Below are 17,984 nucleotides of genomic sequence, written 5' to 3'. Positions count from 1 at the left end.
GATGCCCAGTCAAACGCCTGCGTTTACCCCTACATCCAGAGGTTGTTTCAATGAAGATTTCACGCGGTTTCGCCCTTTCCTGCCTGATGAGCCTGGCCGCCACCCCGGTGTTTGCCGCGGGATTCAGCCTTGGCGACGCGGCCAATGCCATCTCCGGCATGCAAGGGGGCAACAACAAGGCCGCAGCTGCAGCACCGTCGTCCGAGACGGCCGGCCTGCTCAGCGCCCTGACCTCGCAACTGAACATCACCCCCGAACAAGCCGTAGGCGGTACCGGCGCGATGCTGGGCCTGGCCAAGAACAAATTGAGCGGCAACGACTATTCGCAACTGGGTAACAGCGTGCCGGGCCTCGACCAACTGTCGGGCAACAATGCATTGGGCAGCCTCGGGGCCTTGAGCGGGATGCTCGGCCAGACCGGCGGTAGCAAGACCAGCGGCCTGGACGGCTTGCTGGGTAACGTGAAGAACACCAACGACCTGAACACCGCGTTCAGCGCCTTGGGCATGGACAGTGGCATGGTCGGCCAGTTTGCCCCGGTGATCCTGCAATACCTGGGCGGGCAGGGCGCCAATAGCTCGCTGCTGGGTAAACTGGCCCAGGCCTGGGGCACCGGGAGCTAAATACGCTCCGCGCGCAGTTGTTCGATGCGTGCGTCTTTCTGCGTCCAGAGCTGGTTGACCCAGCTCTGAACGGTCTGGCGAAACGCCGGATCGTTTTCGTAATCACCTTGCCACAACGCCGGGTCCAGCTCACGGGTCTGGATGTCGATGATCACCTTGGGCACTGCGCCGCTGATCAAATCCCAGAATCCCGGAATCTTTTGCTGCGGATAGACCACGGTCACGTCGAGCACGGCGTCCAGCTGTTCCCCCAGCGCCGCCAGCACAAACGCCACGCCGCCCGCCTTGGGCTTGAGCAGGTGAGTGAATGGCGAAGCCTGCTGCTTGCGCTTGGCCTCGCCGAACCGCGTGCCTTCGAGGTAATTGACCACGGTCACCGGCTGGCGCTTGAACAGCTCGCAGGCCTCCTTGGTGATCTTCAAATCCTGCCCCGCCAGCTCCGGGTGCTTGGCCAGGAACGCCTTGGTGTAGCGCTTCATGAACGGGTAATCCAACGCCCACCAGGCCAGGCCCAGGAAGGGCACCCAGATCAGCTCTTTTTTCAGGAAGAATTTGAAGAACGGTGTGCGGCGGTTGAGGGCCTGGATCAGCGCCGGGATATCCACCCAGGATTGGTGGTTGCTGATCACCAGGTAGCTGGTATCGCCGCGCAGCTCATCACCGCCGCGAATGTCCCATTGGGTGGGGATGCACAAGGAAAAAATCAGCTTGTCGATCTCGGCCCAGGTCTCGGCGATCCACATCACCGCCCATGAGGCGTAGTCCCGATAGCGCCCGGGCGCCACCAGTTTGAGCAGGGCAAATACCATCAGCGGTCCGATCAAGACCAGGGTGTTGAGCAACAGCAGCAGTGAGACAAAACAGCCGGTGAGCAGGCGGCGCATAAGTAACTCTTGGAATCTTGTGGGCGGGCCATCATAAGCAAGCTGAGTCTAGAGGCCAAATCGCAAATGGCCGTACGAATGTTTCACAATGTGCCGGTTATGGTGGGTGTGACTAACTAAGTGCTGTCTTTGCGGTCTAGAATCCGCCTACTTCTTTCCGAGGAAATCACTTCGTGAAACTGCTTCTTGCCTCCCTCGCCCTGGCTGCCCTGCCTGTCATGGCTGCCGAGCCGACCCTTTACGGTCGCTATGAATACATCCAGTTGCCGGAGATCGGCGAAACCTTCAAGGCCAAGATGGACACCGGCGCGCTGACGGCTTCGCTGTCGGCCCGTGACATCGAAACCTTCACCCGTGACGGTGACGACTGGGTGCGCTTCCGCCTCGGCGGCAAGGACGCCACCAACAAGGTCTACGAGCACAAGGTGTCGCGCATCAGCAAGATCAAGAGCCGCGCCGATGAAGACGATGACAAGGACGAAGCCACTGTGGCCAAGCGCCCGGTGATCGACCTGGAAATGTGCCTGGGCAACGTCAAGCGTACCGTCGAGGTCAACCTGACCGACCGCAGCAGCTTCAATTACCCGTTGCTGATCGGCGCCAAGGCCTTGCGTGAATTTGGCGCAGCAGTAAACCCGGCCCGTCGCTACACTGCCGACAAACCGGACTGCTGATTTGAACCCATGCCCCACATCCTGATTGTCGAAGACGAAGCGGCAATAGCCGACACGCTGATATTCGCCCTGCAGGGCGAGGGCTTTACCACCACCTGGCTGAGCCTCGGCCAGGAGGCGTTGGCCCATCAGCGCCAGACCCCCGCCGACCTGATCATCCTCGACATCGGCCTGCCGGACATCAGCGGTTTTGAAACCTGCAAGCAATTGCGCCGTTTCAGTGAAGTGCCGGTGATGTTCCTCAGCGCGCGGGATGGCGAGATCGACCGCGTGGTGGGGCTGGAGATCGGCGCCGACGATTACGTGGTCAAGCCGTTCAGCCCGCGGGAAGTGGCGGCGCGAGTGCGGGCGATCCTCAAACGCGTCGGCCCCGGTGTGGCGCCGGCGCTGTTCCAGGTTGACCTGGAGCGCATGCAAATCAGCTATCGCAGCCAACCCCTGAGCCTGACCCGGCATGAATTTCGCCTGCTGCAAAGCCTGCTGGAGCAACCCGAGCGGGTGTTCAGCCGCGAGCAGTTGCTGGACGCGGTGGGTGTGGCGGCCGACGCCGGTTACGAGCGCAATATCGACAGCCACATCAAGAGCCTGCGCAGCAAGTTACGCAGCGTGGCCGCCGATGCTGAGCCGATCCAGACCCATCGCGGCCTCGGCTACAGCTACAGCCCGAGCAACGGCTGATGCGCCTGGGGCTGCGGATTTTCCTGGTGTATGCGCTGTTTATCGGCCTCACCGGTTACTTCGTGCTCAGCACGGTGATGAAGGAAATCCGCCCCGGCGTGCGCCAATCCACCGAAGAAACCCTGGTGGATACCGCCAACCTGCTGGCCGAGATCCTGCGCGAAGACGTGAAGCACGGCACCCTCGGGCAGAGTCACTGGCCGGAGCTGCTCAAGGCCTACGGCAATCGTCAGCCGGGCGCGACCATCTGGGGCCTGCCGAAAAACCAGGTCAACCATCGTATCTACGTCACCGACGCCAACGGCACCGTGTTGCTCGACTCCATGGGCGAAGCGGTGGGCCAGGACTATTCGAAGTGGAACGACGTGTACCTGACCCTGCGCGGCGAGTACGGCGCGCGTTCCACTCGCAGTGCAGCGGATGACCCCACCTCATCGGTGATGCACGTGGGCGCGCCGATCCGCGATAACGGGCAGATCATCGGCGTGGTCACCGTGGCTAAACCGAACAGCTCGCTGCAGCCGTATGTCGACCGCACTGAACGCCGCCTGCTGTGGTACGGCGCGGGCCTGGTCATCCTCGGCCTGTTGCTCGGCGCGCTGTTGTCGTGGTGGCTGAGCGTTGCACTGCGTCGCCTGACCGCTTACGCCGAAGCCGTCAGTGAAGGCCGAAGGGCCGAGCTACCGCATTATCGCGGCGGCGAGCTGAAGCAGCTGTCCACCGCTGTCGAGCACATGCGTACGCAACTGGAGGGCAAGGCCTACGTCGAACATTACGTCCACACCCTGACCCATGAATTGAAAAGCCCGCTGGCAGCGATTCGCGGCGCGGCCGAGCTGTTGCAGGGCGAGATGAGCCGCGAACAGCAGCAGCGCTTCGTCGGCAATATCGACAGCGAAAGCGCGCGCCTGCAACAGTTGATCGAGCGCCTGCTGAACCTGGCGCAGGTGGAACAACGCCAGGGTTTGGAAGAGCAGACGAGTATCCCGCTGGCGGCCTTGGTCGACGATGTACTCAACGCCCAATGTGCGCGAATCGAAGGCGCCGGGCTGCACGTCGAACAGACAATTGCCGCTGAAGTGAAGGTAGTCGGCGAACCCTTCCTGTTGCGCCAGGCCCTGGGCAACTTGCTGGACAACGCGCTGGACTTCACACCGCCCGGTGGCGTGTTGAGATTCAGCGCACAGACGCTGCACAACGACGTGCAGGTGAGCCTGTTCAATCAGGCTGCCCCGATCCCCGACTACGCCCTGCCGCGCCTCAGCGAGCGCTTCTACTCCTTGCCGCGCCCCGGCAGCGGGCGCAAAAGTACCGGCCTGGGCCTCAATTTTGTCGAGGAAGTCATGAAGCTGCACGGCGGCACCCTGCAGATCGGCAATGTGCCTGGCGGCGTGCACGTGGTGCTGCATCTCCACACAGTCTCCACATTGCCCACATAAATCCCCCACACAGGCTGCCCAGACTCTCCCCATCAAAACAGGGAGAGACCCATGAACCGCAGCCTGCTTTTCAAACTTGGCGCGATTGCGCTGCTGATCCTGCTGTTGCTGATTCCGTTGCTGATGATCAACGGCATCATCAGTGACCGCCAGCAACTGCGCGACGGCGTCCTGATGGACATCGCGCGCAGTTCCAGCTACGCCCAGCGCCTCACCGGCCCGGTGATGGTGGTGCCGTATCGCAAGACCGTGCGCGAGTGGAAGCTCAATGAAAAGCTCAACAAGCGCTACGAGGTCACCCGTGAAGAGCGGGGTCGTCTGTATTTCCTGCCGGACCGTTTTGAGCTCGACGGCAAGGTGCAGACCGAACTGCGCGCACGGGGTATTTACCAGGCGCGGCTGTTCCATGCCGACAACCGTATCAGTGGGCGTTTCGAGCTGCCGGCGCAGTTGGGCATCACCGAAGACTTTGCCGATTACCGCTTTGAACCGGCGTTTCTGGCGGTGGGGATCAGCGATATTCGCGGCATCGAAAATGCGCTGAAGCTGGAGCTGGGCAGCCAGCGCCTGGAGTTCGAACCAGGCTCCCAGGTGGACTGGCTGGGGGAGGGCGTGCATGTGGCATTGCCAGAGCAGGACAGCAGAAAACCGGCCGTAGTGGACTTCGCCTTTGATCTGCGCCTGCAAGGCACCGAGCAACTGCAAGTGGTGCCAGTGGGCAAGACCAGTCAGGTGTCCCTGGCCTCCAACTGGCCGCACCCCAGCTTTATCGGCAACTTCCTGCCGGCCCGGCGCGAAGTGACTGACAGCGGCTTCACGGCCAACTGGCAGACCTCGTTCTTTTCCACCAACCTCGAGCAGGCGCTGCAATCCTGTTTGGACCAGCAAGGCTGTGACGACTTCAACAACCGCAGCTTCGGTGTGAACTTCATCGACCCGGTGGACCAGTACCTCAAGAGCGACCGCGCGATCAAATACGCGCTGCTGTTTATCGCCCTGACCTTTGCCGGTTTCTTCCTCTTCGAAGTGCTCAAGAGTCTGGCGGTGCACCCGATTCAATACGCGTTGGTGGGCGTTGCCTTGGCGTTCTTCTACCTGCTGTTGTTGTCGTTGTCCGAGCACCTGGGCTTTGCCTTGGCCTACCTGATTTCGGCGAGTGCCTGTGTGCTGTTGATCGGGTTCTACGTATGCCACGTGCTGCGCAGCGTTGCCCATGGCCTGGGGTTTTCGGCTGGGTTGGCGGCGTTGTATGGCTTGCTGTACGGGCTGTTGAGTGCCGAGGACTACGCGCTGCTGATGGGCTCGCTGCTGCTGTTCGGGCTGCTGGGTACGGTGATGGTGCTGACACGTAAGCTGGATTGGTATGGCGTGGGCAAGCGCAAGGTGGCCGAGCCGCTGCAGTTCGATCTGGAGGCGGTGCAATGATCGGGTTGCGGGAGGATCAGCAAGTGGGGGCGCATTTAGCCGCAAGGATCGTTACATTCCTCAATACCACCACCGTCCAATGTGGGAGTGGGCTTGCCCGCGATAGCGGTGGTTCAGAAACAGATGTGCTGAATGACATACCGCGATCGCGGGCAAGCCCGCTCTCACATTGGGTCGGTGTGAACGTCACACGGGCGGCTGGGTCTCGAGCATCGAAGGTCGCTGGCTGACCTCGGCATACCAGGCGGCCAGCTTGGGGTTATCCGAGCGCCATTGCATATCCGGATGGCGGAAGTCGAGGTAGCCCAGGGCGCAGGCCACGCTGATCGAAGCGATGTCGAAGTGGCTGGTCAGCTCGGCGATGGCGTCCTGTTCCAGCTCGGCGAGGGCGCGACGGATCTTGTTGCGCTGTTCGTCGAGCCACGGCGCCCAGTGTTTTTCCGCCGGGCGCAGGGCGGTCTCGTAACGCACCAGCACGGCGGCATCCATGATGCCGTCGGCCATCGAGGCCAGTGTCAGGCGCCGCCAGCGGGCCGAGCCATCGCGGGGGATCAGCGGGTTGCCGACGTGCTGGTGGTCGAAGTAATCGAGGATCACCCGGCTGTCGTGCAGCACGGTGCCGTCGGCCAGGCGCAGGGCCGGGATCTTGCCCACGGGGTTGTCTTGCACCAGATGCGCATCGGGGTTGACCGGTGTCGGCATGCAGACATGCAGGGCGACGCGGTCCTGCTGGCCGGTTTCAGCCAACAGCACACGGACTTTGCGCACAAAGGGTGACGCGGGGTTGTGGAACAAGGTCATGCTGGGAGTGGACATGGGCAAACCTCAAAATTGACTGTGGCTAGCCTAGAGGGTTGCGCTGTGGCTGGCGAGGGGGAATGCGGGTGTTCTTGAGGGCCTCATCGGGAGCAAGCCCCCTCCCACATGTGTCCCGCGTTCGTCATAACCACGCGGTCAACTGTGGGAGGGGGCTTGCCCCCGATAGCGCCCTCAGCCACGCCGCTTGAACAACGCCCAAATACCAATGGCAGCCGGCAGGCCCAACCCCAACCAACTCAACGAATCCCACAGCCCATCCCCCAGCAACGCCGCAAACAACCCGGTGGCGCTGAGCAGGCCAATCCCCAGCGGAATACCAAATACCTTCCAGAAACTCGACTGCCTTGGCTTCATGCCTTGCCCGCCTTGCGCCGCACGATCCACAGGTAAATCCCACTCACCAGCACGATGATGGTCAGCACATCCAGCGCCGCCCAGAGGATCTTCATCGGCATGCCGCCGTAGTCACCAAAGTGCAGAGGCTGCGACATGCCCATGGCGTCCATGTACCACGGTCGTTCGGCGATGGCGGTGACGGCCAGGGTGCTGGCGTCGATCAGGACCGGCGTGAGCAGGTGCGAGGTCAGGTGCGTGCTGCCCTTCATGAACACCGCGTAATGGTGCTCGCTGGAAAAGCGTGTGCCGGGGAAGGCGATAAAGTCCGGCTGCATACCCGGCGCGGCCTTGGCGGCAATGCTCAGCAGCTCGCTCGCGGGTGCGCGTTGGGTCAGGGGCGGGGCGTTTTTATAGGGTTCGATCATCGCGCTGAGGCTGTCGGTGCGCCAGGCGGCGATGATCAAATCGGCACAGGCGCTGATCACGCCGGTCACGCCCACCACCAGTGCCCACGTCAGGGTGACCACGCCGATCAGGTTGTGCAGGTCGAGCCAGCGCAGGCGCGTGGACTTGTCCTGGCGCACGGTGGCGAACTTCAAGCGGCGCATGAACGGCAGGTACAGCACCGTGCCCGAGACAATCGCCAGCACAAACAGAATACCCATGAACGCCAGCAGCAACTTGCCCGGCAGGCCGGCGAACATATCCACATGCAGGCGCAGCAGGAACAGGGTGAGCCCGCCATTGGCCGACGGCATCTCGACCGCATCGCCGGTGCGCGCGTCGAGCATGAAGGTGTGGGATGAGTTGGGCTCGGTGCCGGCCGTGGCGGCCATGATCGCGATCACGCCGTTCTTGTCGTCTTCGTCCCACGCCAGGTATTGCATGGCCTCGCCCGGGCGATGGGCCTGGGCTTTGGTCACCAGTTGCTCGAGGTCGAGCTGTGGCGTATCGGCGGGCATCTGCGCCAGTTCGGGCTCGTTGCCCAGCAGGTGATCGATCTCGTGGTGAAACACCAGCGGCAGGCCGGTGAGGGCGAGCAGCAGCAGGAACACCGTGCAGATCAGGCTGGTCCAGGTGTGGATGAAGGACCAGCGGCGGATGGTTTTGCTTTTCATCACGGCTCCAAAGGCAAAAGGGCCGCGGTTCAGGCGGCCCTTCATCAGCGGTTTATCACCGTTTTAGAATTTGTAGTTCACGCTGGCGACCACGTTACGCTGGTCGCCGTAGTAGCAGTAGAAACCATCGCAGGTGGACAGGTAGTCCTTGTTGAAGATGTTCTTGGCGTCGACGGCCACGGTGACACCCTTCATGGTGCTGTTCAAACGGCCAAGGTCGTAGTGCACCGAGGCGTCGTAAACGGTGTAGGAACCTACATGGCCCAGTTCGGTGTTGGCAGCGTTGCCGTAGGTGTCGCCGACGTAACGCACGCCCGCACCCACCCCAAAACCGTCCAGCAGCCCGCTGCGCCATGTGTAGTCAGCCCAGCCAGTGGCCTGGTTGCGAGGCAACTGGTTCAGACGGTTGCCTTTTTCAGCGGCAGCGCCTTGAGTGATTTCGCTGTCGTTATAGGTATAGGAACCCACCAGTTTCAGGCTTTCGGTGACGTCGGCACTGGCTTCCAGTTCCAGGCCGCGTACCTGCACTTCACCCACTTGGCGAGTGATACTGCCCTCGGTGACTGACGTGTTTTGCTGGGTCAGGTCGAACACGGCAGCGGTGAACAATGCCTTGGTGCCAGGAGGCTGGTACTTGATACCGGCTTCGTACTGTTTGCCTTCGGTGGGCTTGAATGCCCCGGTACTGGCCACTTGGGTGCCTGAGCCGGCCTGGAATGATTCGGCGTAGGACAGATACGAGGTGATGCCGTTGTCGAAGACATAGCTCAGCGCTGCGTTGCCACTGAAGTGCTTGTCACGCTGGGTGTTGGTCGCATCGTTCAGGTTATGAAAGGTGGTACCGGTATGTACCCAGTCTTCACGACCGCCGAGGGTCAGGCGCCAGTTGTCGAGGGCCATCTGGTCCTGGACGTACAGGCCGGTCTGCTGGGTCTTTTGGGTGTAGTCGTACATGGTGAAGTACTGGACCTTGGAGAAGTCCTGCCCGTACACCGGACGGTTGAAGTTGATGGTCGGCACACCCGTCGAACCCCAGTCCCAGCGCGCGTCGCTGGTGGAGCGCTGGTGGTCCAGCCCCAGCAACAGTGTGTGGCTTACCGCGCCCGTCTGGAAGTCGGCCTGGAAGTTGTTGTCGACGGCGAACTGACCGATGTTTTCATCAACCTTTCCGGCGGAGCGCCTCACGTTGCCGTCGGCGTCAACTGCGACTTCAGGGCCATTCGGAAAGAATGCGCCACCGGCAGTGATGCCCTGGAACGACAGATCGTTCTTGGTGTAGCGCAGGTTCTGATGGAACTGCCACGTGTCGTTCAGGCGTGTTTCGAAGGCATAGCCCAGCGCATAGTAGGTGCGATCGTAGAATTCCCAGTCTGGATCGCCCAGGTTCTTATGATGGGAAATCTTGCCGGCCGGCGAACTCAGCTTGGTGCCTTGCAATGGCAGGAACTGCCCGGTGATCCCGGTATCGTCGCGGGTGAACTGGGTGAGCAACGTCAGCTTGCTGTCGTCGTTGATGTTCCAGGTCAGGCTGGGCGCGATGTTGTAGCGCTTGTCCGGGATGTGATCCACGGCGGTGTTGCTGTCGCGCACCACGCCGCTGACGCGGTAGAGGAACTGGCCCTCGTCGTCGATCTTGCCGGTGCTGTCGAAGTTGATCTGTTTGTGGTTGTTGCTGCCGGCCTGTACTTCGATTTCATTCGAGCTTTCGGCCTGGGGGCGACGGCTGACCATGTCCAGCAAACCGCCAGGTGGGGTTTGCCCGTAAACCGAGGAAGCCGGGCCGCGCAGGACGGCAATGCGTTCCAGGTTCCACGTGTCTATTTTCGGTGTGGCGTAGTTGCCTTTGGGTAATGGCAGTCCGTCGAGGAATTGAGTTGGGACAAAACCGCGGACCAGCAGCCAGTCGCTGCGGGAATCGGAGCCGTAGCCGGAGCTCTGCACGCCTGCGGTATAGCGCAAAGCGTCATTGAGGTTGAGTACGGATCGGTCTTCCATTTGCTTGCGAGTGATTACGCTCACCGAGCGAGGCAGCTCGGCAATCGGTGTATCGGTCTTGGTACCAGCGGCGGTGCGTGTTGCAACATAACCATCCACCGGGCCCCAGGCGCTTTCATAGCTGCCTTGCCCCGTGATGTTGGTCACCGGCAGCGCCATCACACCCTCCGGAACCGCCACCAGCGTGTACGTCCCTGCGCTGCTTTGCTCCAGTTGCAACCCGGTGCCACGCAAGGCTTCACGCAGTGCACCTGGTGCATCGAACTGGCCCTGGACCGGGGCCGAGGTCTTGCCCGAGGCCAACGCTGGGTTGAGGGTCAGTGCGAGGCCGGCCTGGCTGGCGATCTGGTTCAGGGTGCTCGCCAGCGGGGCGGCCGGCAGGTTGTAGGCGTGCACGCTGGAGGCTTGTTCGGCGGCAATCAGCGCAGTGCTGGCCAGTGGGGCGCTGAGGGCAATGGCCACGGCTAACAGGCTGGGGCGCAACAAGGTGTCTAGCGTGCGGGACATGGGCGGCTCCTGAATGGAAGTAATTCGCAATTGCCTATGTGCCGAACGAGAATTGAAAAGTGATAGGGCAGGATCAAAATATTTTTTGTGGTGGGTTTGAGGGCCTCATCGGGGGCAAGCCCCCTCCCACAGGTTGATTTGCGAATACCTTCAAATGTGGGAGGGGGCTTGCTCCCGATAGCGATAGCTCAGCTCCCACAGAACCTAAGGCTTACCCGTGACCGTCACCCACCACGGTGTGTGCTGTTCGATCTGCACCGGCAGGGTCGGCAGCAGCGCGTTGAGCGCCAGGGTGGTGTCGTGCAGCGGGAAGCTGCCGGTGATGTGCAGGTCGGCCACGTCTTTATCCACCCCGAGATGGCCGGTGCGGTAGCGGCTGAGTTCCTGCACCACATCGCCCAGGCGGGCGTTGTCGACCACCAGCATGCCGCGCGTCCAGGCATCGGTGGCGGGGGTGACGGCCAGCGCAGGGCCGAGGCCGTCGCTGCGCATCAGCACTTGCTGGCCTTCCTTGAACACCTGTTCCTGCTGCAGCGCTTCGGGCTGGGCGCCCACCGCCGATTGCAGCACGCTCAGGCGCGTGGCGTCGTCTTCGCGCTTGACGATAAACCGCGTGCCCAGCGCGCGCAGGCTGCCGTCGCGGGTTTGCACATAAAACGGGCGCGCATCGTTGTGGCCGGTCTCGACGAGGATTTCGCCTTCCTGCAACACGATCAGCCGGCGCTTCTCATCGAAGCGCACGTCGATAGCACTGTGGGTGTTGAGGTTGATCAACGTGCCGTCCGCCAGTTTCAGCGTGCGCTGCTCGCCGGTGGCAGTGCGTTGGTCGGCCAGCCAATAGTGGATCGGCACGTAGCGTTCGCCGGCAAACAATGCCAGGCCGCACACCAGCGCAATACTCGCCAGGCCGCTGCCCAGCTTGCGCACGCGCTGGCGAATGCCCTCGCGCGACTGCAACAACGCCGCACGCGCCGGGCCCGAGGCCACGCTGAAACGCTGGTCGAGCATGCCCAGTTGGCGCCAGGCACGGGCGTGTTCTTCATCACTGGCCAGCCATTTGCTGAACTCTTCTCGCTCCACCGCGCTGCCATCACCCGAATCGAGGGACAACTGCCAGGCAATCGCCGCATCCAGCACGCGGGCCGACACCGGCTTGGCGCTGACAAAGGTCACAGCGGCTCGCCATACAGGGCGATGTAGCACTGGCGAATGCCCTGGGCCAGGTACTGGCGCACACGCGGCACCGACACGCCCAGGCGCTGGGCGATTTCGGCATGGCCGAGGCCGTCGAGGCGGTTATAGAGGAAGGCGGCGCGGGCCTTGCTCGACAGTTTGCCGAGCAGGCGGTCGATGGCTTTGAGGTCTTCGAGGATCAGTTGCTGTTCTTCCGGCGACGGGTGTTCGCTTTCCGGGATCAGCATCAATTCGGTGAGGTAGGCCTGTTCGAGGGCGGCGCGACGGAAGTAGTCGAACAGCAAGCCCTTGGCGATGGCCACCAGAAACGCCCGTGGCTCGCGGGGCTCGCGCAACTCGTCACGGCCGAGCAGGCGCATGAAGGTGTCCTGGCTCAGGTCTTCGGCACGGCTCGGGCAGGCCACATTGCGCCGCAGCCAGGCCAGCAGCCAGCCACGATGGTCGCGATACAACGCGCCAACAAGCTCACTGTGTGGGTTCTGGGCCGACGACAAGGCATCACCGAATAAACAAAAGGTTTAAAATAACGAGAATTATTCGCGATTGTGTCAGAGGCGTGGGGCGGGCGCAATTAGCGTCTGTCGGGAGATGACATTAAAACGATGGCGCGTGTTTACGCCGTTTCCATTGGCTCAAGCGCTCTTGCAGCGCCTGAGGCGTGTCGATCTGCTGCTGACGCGCGCGGCTGAACAGGATCAGCATCAGCTCCGCCGTGGCCAGGGCATCGGCGCTGGCATGATGGCGTTCGCCTACCTGCAGGTCGAAGTGGTTGATCCAGTCGTCCAGCCCGGCCTCGCGTATATGCGCCTCGGGGCACAGCAGCGGGGCGATGTCGGCCACATCCAGGAACGTATGGGCCAAGCGATACCCGAGGCTGTCCTTGAGGGCGCGGCCGAGCATGTGTTGATCGAATGGCGCGTGGAAGGCGAGCAGCGGGCTGTCGCCGACAAACTCCATGAAGTCCAGCAGTGCCTCGACCGGGTCACTGCCCGCCGCGATGGCGCTGGGGCCGAGGCCGTGGATCAGCACGCTGGGGCTGAGTTTGGCTTCGGCGCGGTGCAAGGTGCGCTCGAACAGTTGGGAAAAATCCACCGCGCCGTCCTCGATCACCACCGCGCCGATGGACAGCACCTGATCGCGGTTGAGATTCAGGCCGCTGGTCTCCAGATCCACCACCACCCAGCGCTGGCTGCGCAACGCGTTGTCGCCCAATACAAGAGGCGTGGGGAGTTGCTCCAGGCGCCGTTGTTGCGCGGCATCCAGTCTGGGCTTGGCCGCGCGCAGCCAACCAAACAAGCTCACAACTGATACCGCAAGGTCAGGCTGCTTTGCAGGCGCTGGGCCTGGCGCAGGGATTCGCGCAGGATACGGCGGTCCAGGTGGTTGAGGCTGTCGGGGTCGACGCGGTTGGAATGCGGCTGGTTTTCGCGGGTCTGCAACTGATGCTGCTGCATGCGGGTTTGCTGGATAAAGTGATACGCCTCTTCATAGGCGGCGCCGTCCAGGGGCTCGATCACTTCCTTGACTACCAACTGGCGCAGGCGCTCCAGGGTGTTATTGGCGTGGATGCCATTGGCCAGGGCCAACAGGCGTGCGCCGTCGACAAAGGGGGTGAGCCCCTGCACCTTGAGGTCGAGGGTGGCCTTTTCCCCGCCTTTGCGCGTCAGCACAAAATCGCGGAAACGCCCTACGGGCGGGCGCTGGCGCAAGGCATTCTCGGCCAGCATGCGTTGGAACAGCCGGTTATCCCCGACCTGGTCGAGAATGCCCTGGCGCAGTTGCTCGCAGCCGCGTTCATCTCCCCACACCACGCGCAGGTCAAAATAGATACTCGACCCCAGCAGGTTCTCCGGCGTCGCCTCGCGAATGAACGCCGCAAACCGCCGCGCCCATTCCGCCCGCGACAGGCACAGCTCCGGGTTGCCGGCCATGATATTGCCCGTGCACAGGCTGAACCCGCACAGCGCCAGGCTTTGGTTGATCTGTTGTGCCAGGGGCAGCAGCCGCCCGCGAATCTCGGCGGCTTCCACCGCGTCCTTGGCCTCGAACAGGATGCCGTTGTCCTGGTCGGTGTACAGCGTCTGCTCGCGCCGGCCTTCGCTGCCGAAACACAGCCAACTGAAGGGCACGCCGGGGTCGCCTTTTTCGGCCAGGGTCAACTCGATCACCCGGCACACGGTGTGATCGTTGAGCAGGGTAATGATGTGGGTGATCTGGGTAGACGACGCGCCATGGGCGAGCATGCGCTCCACCAGTTGGCCGATCTCGCCGCGCAGCGCCACCAGGTTCTCCACCCGTGGTGCGTTGCGGATGGTGCGGGCCAGGTGCACCAGGTCGACCCGTTGCAGGGAAAACAGATCGCGCTCGGACACCACGCCGCACAGGCGCTGGTCCTTGACCAGGCAGACGTGGGCGATATGCCGCTCGGTCATGGCGATGGCCGCGTCGAAGGCGCTGTGGTCCGGGGTCAAAAAGAACGGCGCCTGGGTCATATGGCCTTCAATGCCCTGGCTGAAGTCACCGGTGCCGTCGGCCACCACCTGGCGCAGGTCGCGCAGGGTGAAAATACCCAGGGGCGCCTTGTGTTCGTCGACGATCACAATGCTGCCCACCTGCTGCTCATGCATCAGCGTTACCGCTTCGCGCAGCGGCGTCTGCGGGCTGCAGGTGACCGGATGGCGCATGGCCAATTCGCCCAGGCGGGTGTTCAGGGAATATTGGGTGCCGAGGGTTTCCACGGCTTTTTGCTGCACTTGCTGGTTGACCTGGTCGAGCAGGCTGCTGACGCCACGCAAAGCGAAGTCGCGGAACGGGCTGGACAGCGCGAACAGCTTGATAAAGGCCGGTTTGTTCAGTTGCAGGCAGAAGGTGTCTTCAGCGGCCTTGTGTTCGGTGCGGGTGGCGCGTTCACCTAACAGCGCCGCGAGGGGGAAACACTCGCCAGTGGTGATTTCGAAGGTGGCTTGGGTGGAGTCCGGCCGTTCACCCACGACGCGGCCCTGCTTGACGATGTAGAAGTGTTCCACCGGTCCGCCCGACGGCTTGAGAATGCTCTCGCCGGGGCCGAAGAAGCGCAGTTGACACTGTTCCACCAGGAACGCCAGGTGCGCGTTTTCCATCTGGTTGAACGGCGGGAAGCGTTGCAGGAACTGCAGGGTGCCGTGGATGTTCTGCAATACAGCAGTTTTTCCCGCCTGGGCGAAAGCATCAGCTTTACTCATAACCATGACCGCAATTTTTTTGTCGTTATCGTCCTGCATGGTCGACTCCTGAGCGGCGGGTGCCCATTGGACGTAAGTCTAGGTCGATGAAAACGCCGCATAACTAAGGAAAAACCTTACACGACTATCGTCCAAACCCCGTAGAACACCCACTAGGCAAACTTTCCGACGAAGTGCACATTGATCGCCCTTCCGCAGATGTCTGACGAGTGTGCAGGGAGATTGATGAGAATTGCTGAGAACCGTATGTCCGACCACGATATTTTGAGTGATGCCGAGCGCGAGGCGCTGAGCGCCGTGATGCTGGAGCCTGATTTACCGCCACAACGCGTGTTGATTGTTGACGACGACAAGGATGCGCGTGAACTGCTGGCGGAGATCCTGGGCTTGGATGGTATTCGCTGCATGACTGCCGACAGTGGCGAGGCGGCGTGGAACTTGTTGAAGTCCAGCAGCTCCATCGGTTTGCTGATCACCGATCTGCGCATGAAACCCAGCAACGGTCTGGAGTTGATCAAGCAAGTGCGCGAATCCACTCGCGCTGCGTTGCCCATTATCATCATGTCGGGGGACGCCGAAGCGCCGGATGTGATCGATGCGATGCATTTGAGTGTGGTGGATTTTCTGTTGAAGCCGATCGACAGCGTGAAGTTGGCGAAGCTGGTCAAGCGCGAGTTGGGGTTGGCTTCCTGATTTTTGCGGGGTCTGTACGGGCCTCATCGGGAGCTAGCCCCCTCCCACAGTTGACTGCGTACATCCACACCACAGCCCCAAAGAAAAAGCCCTGATCTCACGATCAGGGCTTTTTCATTTACAGGCCGTTTTTAGCCTTGAACTCCCGACGCCGACGGTGCAACACCGGCTCGGTATAGCCATTCGGCTGTTTGGTCCCTTCAATCACCAACTCCACCGCTGCCTGGAACGCGATGTTGCTGTCGAAATCCGGCGCCAGTGGGCGGTACAACGCATCTCCGGCATTCTGACGGTCCACCACCGGCGCCATGCGCTTGAGGCTTTCCATCACCTGGGCTTCGTTGACGATGCCGTGGCGCAGCCAGTTGGCAATGTGCTGGCTGGAGATGCGCAGGGTGGCGCGGTCTTCCATCAGGCCGACATCGTTGATGTCCGGCACTTTCGAGCAACCCACGCCTTGGTCGATCCAGCGCACGACATAGCCGAGGATGCCCTGGGCGTTGTTGTCCAGCTCGTTGCGGATTTCTTCGTCGGACCAATCGGTGTTGCTGGCCAGGGGAATGGTGAGGATGTCGTCCACCGACGCACGCTCGCGCTTGGCCAGTTCGGCCTGGCGTGCGAACACGTCGACCTTGTGGTAATGCAGCGCGTGCAGTGCGGCTGCCGTCGGCGATGGCACCCAGGCGGTGTTGGCGCCGGCCAGTGGGTGGGCGATTTTCTGTTCGAGCATCGCCGCCATCAGGTCGGGCATCGCCCACATGCCTTTACCTATCTGCGCACGGCCTTGCAGGCCGGTACTCAAGCCGATATCGACGTTCCAGTTCTCGTAGGCACCGATCCATTTTTCCGCCTTCATCGCCGCCTTGCGCACCATCGCGCCGGCTTCCATGGAGGTGTGGATTTCGTCGCCGGTGCGGTCGAGGAAGCCGGTGTTGATAAACACCACGCGCTCGCTGGCCGCCTTGATGCAGGCCTTGAGGTTGACCGTGGTGCGGCGCTCCTCGTCCATGATCCCGACCTTGAGGGTGTTGCGCGGCAGGTTCAGCACGTCTTCGATGCGGCCGAACAGCTCGTTGGTGAACGCGGCTTCTTCCGGGCCGTGCATCTTCGGCTTCACAATGTAGACCGAACCGGTGCGGCTGTTCTTGCGCGTGTTGTTGCCGTTGAGGCTGTGGACCGCTGCCAGGCTGGTGAGCAGGCCGTCGAGGATGCCTTCGGGTACTTCGTTGCCGTCTTTGTCGAGGATCGCGTCGATGGTCATCAAGTGGCCAACGTTGCGCACGAACAGCAGGGAACGGCCGTGCAGCGTCACGTCCTTGCCGTCGACGCCGGTGTAGACGCGGTCGGCATTCATGGTGCGGGTGAAGGTCTTGCCGCCCTTGGCCACTTCTTCGGCCAGGTCGCCCTTCATCAGGCCGAGCCAGTTGCGGTAGATCACCACCTTGTCATCGGCATCGACGGCGGCGACGGAGTCTTCGCAGTCCATGATGGTGGTGAGTGCGGCTTCCATCAGTACGTCTTTGACGCCGGCGGCATCGGTCTGGCCGACCGGGGTGCTGGCGTCGATCTGGATTTCGAAGTGCAGGCCGTTGTGTTTCAGCAGGATCGCGATCGGCTCGGCCGCAGGGCCCTGGAAACCAATCAACTGCGCATCGTCACGCAGGCCGCTGTTGCTGCCACCCTTGAGGCTGACGATCAACATGCCGTCGACGATCTTGTAGCCGGTGGAATCGACGTGGCTGCCGGCGCTCAGTGGCGCGGCTTCGTCGAGGAAGGCACGGGCGAAGGCAATCACCTTGTCGCCACGCACTTTGTTGTAGCCCTTGCCCTTTTCGGCGCCGTCGGCTTCGCTGATGGCATCGGTACCATACAGGGCGTCGTACAGCGAGCCCCAACGCGCATTGGAAGCGTTGAGGGCGAAGCGGGCGTTCATCACCGGCACCACCAGTTGCGGGCCGGCCATGCGGGCAATTTCGTCATCGACGTTTTGGGTCGAGGCCTGGAAGTCTGCGGCTTCTGGCAGCAGGTATCCGATGTCTTGCAGGAAGGCTTTGTAGGCCACCGGGTCGTGGGCCTGGCTGGCGTGAGTCTGGTGCCAGGTATCGATCCGCGCCTGGAAATCGTCGCGTTTGGCGAGTAGGGCTTTGTTCTTCGGAGCCAGGTCGTGGATGACCTTGTCGGCACCGGCCCAGAACTGATCGGCAGTGATGCCGGTACCGGGAATGGCTTCGTTGTTCACGAAGTCGAACAGGACTTTGGCGACCTGCAGGCCACCGACTTGAACGTGTTCAGTCATTGCTTGCCTCACTCTGCGGAGCTTATGCGCTGATTCAGATTTTCATTATGTAGTGCTCGGGAGGGCATACTACATGATGACT

The 17,984-nt window shown here is 62.0% G+C and carries 16 protein-coding genes; 6 read left to right on the top strand and 10 right to left on the bottom strand.

Going from position 1 to position 17,984, the window contains the following annotated elements; all coding sequences use genetic code 11:
• Positions 1–50 precede the first annotated feature (50 nt).
• On the top strand, positions 51–623 hold the full coding sequence (locus M2397_RS20900; protein ID WP_131699081.1) for a DUF2780 domain-containing protein: 573 nt from the start codon (positions 51–53) through the stop codon (positions 621–623).
• Here the strand turns inward: M2397_RS20900 and M2397_RS20895 are convergent.
• Complete coding sequence (locus M2397_RS20895; protein WP_131699082.1) at positions 620–1,507, bottom strand: acyltransferase; 888 nt, start codon at positions 1,505–1,507, stop codon at positions 620–622. The genes M2397_RS20900 and M2397_RS20895 overlap by 4 nt on opposite strands.
• A 173-nt stretch (positions 1,508–1,680) precedes the next feature.
• Between M2397_RS20895 and M2397_RS20890 the strand changes: the two genes are divergently transcribed.
• Genes M2397_RS20890 through creD form a run of 4 tightly spaced genes read left to right on the top strand, consistent with a single transcriptional unit; the run spans position 1,681 to position 5,723 of the window.
• Positions 1,681–2,181 (top strand): ATP-dependent zinc protease, encoded by a 501-nt coding sequence (locus M2397_RS20890; protein WP_053131000.1) that lies wholly within the window; start codon positions 1,681–1,683, stop codon positions 2,179–2,181.
• Positions 2,182–2,190: 9 nt separating this feature from the next.
• Entirely contained in the window at positions 2,191–2,859 is a 669-nt protein-coding gene (creB, locus tag M2397_RS20885; RefSeq protein ID WP_131699083.1) for a two-component system response regulator CreB, read from the top strand.
• Complete coding sequence (gene creC / locus M2397_RS20880) at positions 2,859–4,298, top strand: two-component system sensor histidine kinase CreC (RefSeq protein ID WP_131699084.1); 1,440 nt, start codon at positions 2,859–2,861, stop codon at positions 4,296–4,298. Before creB ends, creC begins: the two co-directional genes overlap by 1 nt.
• Before the next feature lie 51 nt (positions 4,299–4,349).
• Positions 4,350–5,723 (top strand): cell envelope integrity protein CreD, encoded by a 1,374-nt coding sequence (gene creD, locus M2397_RS20875; RefSeq protein ID WP_131699085.1) that lies wholly within the window; start codon positions 4,350–4,352, stop codon positions 5,721–5,723.
• 186 nt (positions 5,724–5,909) lie between these two features.
• On the opposite strand, the gene M2397_RS20870 is transcribed toward creD, so the two are convergent.
• The 8 genes from M2397_RS20870 to M2397_RS20835 form a co-directional block, all read right to left on the bottom strand.
• Entirely contained in the window at positions 5,910–6,539 is a 630-nt protein-coding gene (locus M2397_RS20870; protein WP_259244338.1) for a glutathione S-transferase, read from the bottom strand.
• Between the two features lie 174 nt (positions 6,540–6,713).
• Positions 6,714–6,896: a hypothetical protein gene (locus M2397_RS20865; protein WP_131699087.1), complete on the bottom strand. Its 183-nt coding sequence runs from the start codon at positions 6,894–6,896 to the stop codon at positions 6,714–6,716.
• Entirely contained in the window at positions 6,893–7,996 is a 1,104-nt protein-coding gene (locus tag M2397_RS20860) for a PepSY domain-containing protein (RefSeq protein ID WP_145336858.1), read from the bottom strand. Before M2397_RS20860 ends, M2397_RS20865 begins: the two co-directional genes overlap by 4 nt.
• A gap of 63 nt (positions 7,997–8,059) precedes the next feature.
• Entirely contained in the window at positions 8,060–10,498 is a 2,439-nt protein-coding gene (locus M2397_RS20855; protein WP_259244337.1) for a TonB-dependent siderophore receptor, read from the bottom strand.
• A gap of 204 nt (positions 10,499–10,702) precedes the next feature.
• Positions 10,703–11,671: a FecR domain-containing protein gene (locus tag M2397_RS20850; protein WP_259244336.1), complete on the bottom strand. Its 969-nt coding sequence runs from the start codon at positions 11,669–11,671 to the stop codon at positions 10,703–10,705.
• Positions 11,668–12,186, bottom strand: a complete 519-nt coding sequence (locus M2397_RS20845; protein ID WP_131699091.1) for an RNA polymerase sigma factor — start codon at positions 12,184–12,186, stop codon at positions 11,668–11,670. Before M2397_RS20845 ends, M2397_RS20850 begins: the two co-directional genes overlap by 4 nt.
• Positions 12,187–12,286: 100 nt before the next feature.
• Positions 12,287–12,994 (bottom strand): PolC-type DNA polymerase III, encoded by a 708-nt coding sequence (locus M2397_RS20840; RefSeq protein WP_131699092.1) that lies wholly within the window; start codon positions 12,992–12,994, stop codon positions 12,287–12,289.
• Positions 12,991–14,913 (bottom strand): putative nucleotidyltransferase substrate binding domain-containing protein, encoded by a 1,923-nt coding sequence (locus M2397_RS20835; RefSeq protein ID WP_184745321.1) that lies wholly within the window; start codon positions 14,911–14,913, stop codon positions 12,991–12,993. Before M2397_RS20835 ends, M2397_RS20840 begins: the two co-directional genes overlap by 4 nt.
• 246 nt (positions 14,914–15,159) lie before the next feature.
• Here M2397_RS20835 and M2397_RS20830 point away from each other — a divergent pair, with 246 nt between their 5' ends.
• Positions 15,160–15,606, top strand: coding sequence for a response regulator (locus tag M2397_RS20830; RefSeq protein ID WP_131699148.1), 447 nt, complete (start codon positions 15,160–15,162; stop codon positions 15,604–15,606).
• Between the two features lie 118 nt (positions 15,607–15,724).
• On the opposite strand, the gene M2397_RS20825 is transcribed toward M2397_RS20830, so the two are convergent.
• A complete protein-coding gene (locus tag M2397_RS20825) occupies positions 15,725–17,902 on the bottom strand; it encodes a malate synthase G (protein ID WP_131699094.1) in 2,178 nt (725 codons plus the stop codon).
• Positions 17,903–17,984: the final 82 nt, after the last annotated feature.

The organism is Pseudomonas sp. BIGb0381, assembly GCF_024809815.1.
Taxonomy (GTDB): domain Bacteria; phylum Pseudomonadota; class Gammaproteobacteria; order Pseudomonadales; family Pseudomonadaceae; genus Aquipseudomonas.
Note: the sequence above shows the minus strand (reverse complement) of the source record. Positions and strands in the feature narration are given on the sequence as shown.